Consider the following 5614-nt stretch of genomic DNA (forward strand, 5'->3'; position numbering starts at 1 on the left):
AGAACGCGGACTCCACCACGACACCACCCTGACCAACAACTACCGCCAATGGCTCAACACCCACCCACCCCTAACCACTTGACAACCATAGGAGCATCACTCTGCCTCTGTGTGAGCGGGCGTTGGCGGCGTCAGAGTGCGGCGACCGCGGCCAGCCCGCGCTCCAAGTCGGCGATGATGTCGTCGACGTGCTCGATGCCGATGCTCAGGCGCACCGTGCCGGCGCTGATGCCGGCGCGGGCCAGCTCGTCGTCGGTCAGCTGGGAGTGGGTGGTGGTGGCCGGGTGGACGCACAGGGAGCGGACGTCGCCGATATTGGCGAGGTTGGAGAACAGGGACAGGGCGTCGATGAAGCCGCTCCCGCCTCGCGGCCGCCGACCAGGTCGAAGGCGAACACGCTGCCGGCGCCGCGTGGGCAGTACTTGCGGTGCAGCTCGTAGTAGGGACTGGACTCCAGTCCGGAGTAGCGCACCTCAGCCACCTCGGGCCGGCCCTCGAGCCACTTCGCGACGGCGAGCGCGTTGTCCACGTGCCGCTCCATGCGCAGCGAGAGGGTCTCGACGCCCTGTGCGAGTAGGAAGGAGTCCAGTGGGCTCGCGGCGAAGCCGAGGTCGCGCTGGCCGGCGGTGTGGGCCCGCAGGATGAAGGCCATATTGCCCAGCGGGCTGCCCACGCCGAGGTCGCGGGCGTAGACGAGTCCGTTGTAGGAGGGGTCGGGGGTGTTGAAGGCGGGGAAGCGCTCGGGCTGAGAGGCGTAGTCGAAGTTGCCGGAGTCGACGATCACGCCCATGACGGTGGAGCCGTGTCCGCCGAGGAACTTGGTGGCGGCGTGCACGATGATGTCCGCCCCCCATTCGAAGGGCCGGGTCAGGTAGGGGGAGGCGACGGTGTTGTCCACCACCAGTGGGATGCCGAGCGCGTGCGCGGCCTGCGCGGTGGGCTCGATGTCGAGGATATCGCCCTTGGGGTTGGGGATGGATTCGCCGAAGAAGCAGATGGTGCGCTCGTCGGCCAGTGCGGCCCAGGCGGCCGGGTCGCCGGGGTCGGTGACGAAGCGAGTCTCGATACCCAGTTTGGGGAGGGTGTGGTTCAACTGGTTGACGGTGCCGCCGTACAGGGACGGGGAGGCCACAATGTTGCTGCCCTGCCCGCCCAGGGTGAAGAAGGTCAGGGCCTGCGCGGCCATGCCCGAGGCCACCAGATGGGCGCCGATGCCGCCCTCAAGGGCCGCGATGCGACGCGCGACGATCTGGTTGGTGGGGTTGTCCAGGCGGGTGTAGATGGGGCCCAGCGACTTCAGGTCGAAGCGGTCGGCGGCTTCCTGGGCGTCGGGAAAGACGAAGGAGGTCGACTGATAGATCGGGATGGCGCGGGCGCGGTGTCGGAGTCCGGGGTGTGGCCGGCCTGCACCTGCATGGTCTCGAAGTGCCAGCCGGTCGGGTCGGCGGGGGAGGGAATGTGTGCGGGAGTGCTGGACGGGGCGTCAGCCATGAGAACTCCTTGGGTTGCAGATCGGCGGGAGCTTCGCGGGACTGCCGGCCGGGTGCGGGAGACCGCTGGTCGGCGGGCCTGCAGGCAAAACGCTACCTCAGCATGCAATGTGATGAACGTCACGTCAGTGGGGAGTGTGTCGCAGATCCGCGCGATTGCAGGGTTTGTGGTACGTGAGTTGACTCTTGTTACTCCTGTGAAATCTGTTGTTTGTGTTTCTCTTGCGGGCGTTGGTAGGTACGGTATCGGCAGACACCCAGGGTGCGTCGGTCAAGGAGGCGCGCCGTAACACGTTCGGAGAATCTGTGAGCACGACCCATCGCCCGCGCCGCGTGAATGCAGTCCGGCGCGTGAGTCTTACGGCCGCTGCGCTTGCACTCGCCGTCACGCTCACGCCGGCCGCCGTGGCCGACGACGTGACTCAGGACGACATCGACCAGGCGAAGTCCGCCGAGGATACGACGGCGGCTTCCATTGCCTCCCTTGAGGCCTCCCTGTCCGAGTTGAGCGCCAACACGGCCGCCGCCGAGCTCGCGGCCGCCGTCGCCAACGAGGACTATCTGACCGCGCTCGATGAACTAGAGGCCGCCACCACCGCCGCCGAGGATGCCCAGGCCGCTGCCGACGCCGCAGCCGCGGACACCGAGGAAGCTCGCGCCGACATGGGTTCGGTGGTCGCCGAGACCTATGAGGCCGGCAGCGCCGGCACGCTGGACTCCCTGGCCCCTTACCTGTCCGGCGAGTCGCTCGGCGATGCGACCGACGTCAGTGTGGCCCTGGCCCGCGCCGGGGAGAACACCGACGCCCAGCTGCAGAACGTCGAGGCCCTGCAGGCGGTTGCGGACACGATGCAGTCCATTGCGGATGAAAAGGTGGAAACCAAGCAGACGGCCGCCGACACCGCCGCCACCGCCAAGGCCGACGCCGATGCCGCGGCCACCGCCGCCCAGACCGCCCAGCCAACGCCGAAACCGAGCGCGCCAGCCTCATCGCTCAGCTCGCCGAGCAGCGCAACACCACCGTAGAGCTTGAGACCGCCTACCAGGAGCAGCTGGAGGCGGAGCGTCAAGCGCGCGAGGAGGCAGCCGCGAAGGAGGCGGCCGAAAAGGCCGCTGCGGAACAGGCCGAGCAGGAGCAGGCCGCGGCCGCCCAGACGCAGGCCTCCACAAGCTCCGGCAGTGCGTCCGGCTCATCCGAATCCGGCACCGGCTCCACCGCTAGCTCCTCCGCATCGTCGTCGGCGCAAAGCCAGCAGGCCACGCAGTCGCAGTCCTCCTCCAACAGCTCGTCTTCTTCGTCTGGTTCGTCGTCCTCCTCGTCGGGAAGTTCCTCGTCCGCGAGCTCTTCCCGGTCGTCCTCGCAGAGCTCGCGACAGACAACCACGAGCAGCACGACCACCACCAGCACCTCGTCCTCGACCGGCTCCACCAGTTCCACCGGCTCCACCAGCAAGGCGCAGGCGGCGATCGCCGGGGCGAAGGCCCAGTTGGGCATCCCCTACGTCTGGGGTGGGGAGTCCGACTCCGGCGTCGACTGTTCCGGCATGGTCATGCGCGCCTACCGCAACGCCGGGGTGTACCTCACGCACTCCTCACGGGCGCAGTACGGGCAAGGCACCAAGATTCCGCTCGCCCAGGCGCAGCCCGGTGACCTGCTGTTCTACTCCTCCAACGGCACCCAGCCCGGCATTTACCACGTGGCCATGTACCTGGGCAACGGCATGCTCATCGATGGCAATGCCGGCCGCGGCGTGACGATCCGCGCCGTCTGGTACTACCAGATCATGCCCTACGCCGTGCGTCCCTGAGCGGCGGAGCCAGACGCAGACGGCTGTCGGTACCTGTGGGGTGCCGACGGCCGCCGTCGTTTTAAGCGGTGCGGTGCGCTCAGTGCCCCTCGCGGGCGATGCGGGCGGCCTCGCGCTCGTATGACAGGCGGATCTCCGCCTCGGCCTCCTCGCGACCGACCCAGTGGGCGCCCTCCACGCTCTTGCCGGGCTCCAGGTCCTTGTAGACCTCGAAGAAGTGTTGGATCTCCAGGCGGTGGAATTCGGAGACGTCCTCGATGTCGGTGCGCCAGGAGGCGCGTTGGTCGCCCGCGGGCACGCACAGGACCTTGTCGTCCCCGCCCTTCTCGTCGCGCATGCGGAACATGCCCAGCGCCCGGCAGCGGATCAGGCAGCCGGGGAAGGTGGGCTCCTCCAGCAGCACCAGGGCGTCGAGTGGGTCGCCGTCCTCGCCCAGCGTGTTGTCAATGAACCCGTAGTCGTCCGGGTAGCGGGTGGAGGTGAACAGCATCCGGTCCAGCTTGATACGCCCGGTGGTGTGGTCGAGCTCGTACTTGTTGCGGTTCCCCTTCGGGATCTCGATCGTCACATCGAATTCCACGGCTGTCTCCGTATCTCGCGTTGTGGCAGATGTTGGCGGCTCGATGCCGGGAGGGGCCGCCCTTTGGCACTAGTGTGGCCCATGACGGCGCTTCCGGTGGGAAATGCCATGCCGCCCGGCTCCCGTGCGGCCGCCGCTTCCCGGCGTGATCGCGCCCGTCACCGGACACGCCGCCCGGCGCGTCCGGTGGAGATGCCCGCTCGCAGTAATCGCCCGACCCCGGAGGAGCCGTGCACAAGGCCCAAATCGCCGCCCTGACAGCGGCCACCCTCGTCGTCGTCGGGGCCTACTACGGCCTGGCCGACACGCTCGACCTGGTACCCGGCGTGCTGACGGCCTCGCCCGTCGATTACGCGGTCCAGCCCTTCCCGAGTGCCTCCGCTTCCGCGCAAGACCCCGACGCCGTCTCCGCCCTGGCCGCCGATGCGCCGGCGCCAGAGGCGGGCGAGCTGGCCGCCCTCGCGAACGCTCTGGCCGCCGACGAGCGCATCGGTGACGCCACCGCCGGCGTGTCCATCGTGGACGTGGCCAGCGGCGAGGAGCTGGCCGACCTGAACGCCGGCTCGGCCCTCACCCCGGCCTCCTCCAACAAGGTGTTGGTGGCCTGGGCCGCCCTGTCCCTGCTCGGCGCCGACCACACCGTGGACACCACCGCCGTACTGGCCGGCAGCACCGTCACCCTGGTGGGTGGCGGGGACGTGCTGCTGGCCGAGGACGAGGGTGATCCCGACGCCACCGTCGGCCACGCGGGTCTGGGCGACCTCGCCCGAGGTGCCGCAGAGCAGCTCAAGGAACAGGGCGTTACCAGCGTCACCGTGGCCCTGGACGACACCCTGTTCACCGGCGCCACCTGGAACGACGCCTGGGCGGACGGCAACGAGGCCTGGGTCGCTCCGATTCAGCCGCTCATGGTGGACGTCACCGCCTACTCCTCCGGAACGTACCCCACCGATCCGGCACTCGACGCCGCCCAGACCTTCGCCGATCACCTGCGCGACGCCGGCATCACGGTCACCGGCACGGTCACCCGGGCGGCCGCCGCCGACGGCGCCACCGAGCTGGCCCGGGTCACCTCCGCCCCGCTGGCCGACATTCTGTCCGTCTCCCTGAAGGCCTCCGACAACACCATGACCGAGGTCGAGGGGCGGCTGGTCGCGCTCGCCGCCGGCGAGGAGGCCGACTTCGACGGTGCCACCCGGGCCGTGCTCGCCCGGTTGCGGGATGACGGCTTCGACATCAGCGGCGTCACCCTGCGCGACTCCTGCGGCCTCGCCCTGGGCGACAAGGTCCCCGCCCGGCTGCTCGCCCAGATCATCGCCCGGGCGGCGGGCGACGACGGCGGCACCGTCGGCCGCAGCCTCATCACCGCGCTGCCGGTGGGCGGCCTGGACGGCACGCTCGACGACCGTTTCATCGGCATTGCCGGCGCCGGCACCGTGCGTGCCAAAACCGGCTCCCTGGACACGGCGGCGTCCTTGACCGGCACCGTGGTCACCAAGGACGGACGGCTGCTGGCCTTCAGCGTGATCGTGGACGGCTTCGAGGAGGGCGGGCTGTACTCGGCCCGCCTGGCCATCGACGACGACCTGGTCTCCCCACTGGCCGACTGCGGCTGCGGGGGCTGAGTGATGACCGGTATGAACCAGCCCGGCGGGAGCTCGGTGCGGCGCAGCGCCGCCGACGGCGTCGACTGGGACCGGGCCCTGCGGTTGGCGCGGGTAGCCACTCCGGCCGGG

At 69.6% G+C, this 5614-nt stretch carries 5 protein-coding genes and 1 pseudogene; 3 read left to right on the top strand and 3 right to left on the bottom strand.

Going from position 1 to position 5614, the window contains the following annotated elements:
• Positions 1-131 precede the first annotated feature (131 nt).
• Positions 132-1491, bottom strand: a pseudogene (locus tag BW737_RS06145) (O-acetylhomoserine aminocarboxypropyltransferase/cysteine synthase family protein).
• A gap of 350 nt (positions 1492-1841) precedes the next feature.
• Between BW737_RS06145 and BW737_RS17920 the strand changes: the two are divergent.
• On the top strand, positions 1842-2516 hold the full coding sequence (locus BW737_RS17920; protein ID WP_257210544.1) for a hypothetical protein: 675 nt from the start codon (positions 1842-1844) through the stop codon (positions 2514-2516).
• Positions 2517-2556: 40 nt separating this feature from the next.
• On the opposite strand, the gene BW737_RS17925 is transcribed toward BW737_RS17920, so the two are convergent.
• Positions 2557-2985, bottom strand: coding sequence for a hypothetical protein (locus BW737_RS17925; RefSeq protein ID WP_257210545.1), 429 nt, complete (start codon positions 2983-2985; stop codon positions 2557-2559).
• Here BW737_RS17925 and BW737_RS17930 point away from each other — a divergent pair.
• Positions 2978-3298 carry a C40 family peptidase gene (locus BW737_RS17930; protein WP_257210546.1) on the top strand — a complete coding sequence of 107 codons (321 nt, stop codon included), beginning with the start codon at positions 2978-2980 and terminating at the stop codon, positions 3296-3298. The genes BW737_RS17925 and BW737_RS17930 overlap by 8 nt on opposite strands.
• A 79-nt stretch (positions 3299-3377) precedes the next feature.
• Here BW737_RS17930 and BW737_RS06155 read toward each other — a convergent pair whose 3' ends face one another.
• Entirely contained in the window at positions 3378-3878 is a 501-nt protein-coding gene (locus BW737_RS06155; protein ID WP_086616070.1) for an inorganic diphosphatase, read from the bottom strand.
• A 230-nt stretch (positions 3879-4108) separates the two neighbouring features.
• On the opposite strand from BW737_RS06155, the gene dacB reads away from it, so the two are divergent.
• Positions 4109-5503 (top strand): D-alanyl-D-alanine carboxypeptidase/D-alanyl-D-alanine endopeptidase, encoded by a 1395-nt coding sequence (gene dacB / locus BW737_RS06160; protein ID WP_086616071.1) that lies wholly within the window; start codon positions 4109-4111, stop codon positions 5501-5503.
• Positions 5504-5614: the final 111 nt, after the last annotated feature.

The sequence above is a fragment of the Actinomyces ruminis genome, assembly GCF_002154335.2.
Taxonomy (GTDB): domain Bacteria; phylum Actinomycetota; class Actinomycetes; order Actinomycetales; family Actinomycetaceae; genus Actinomyces; species Actinomyces ruminis.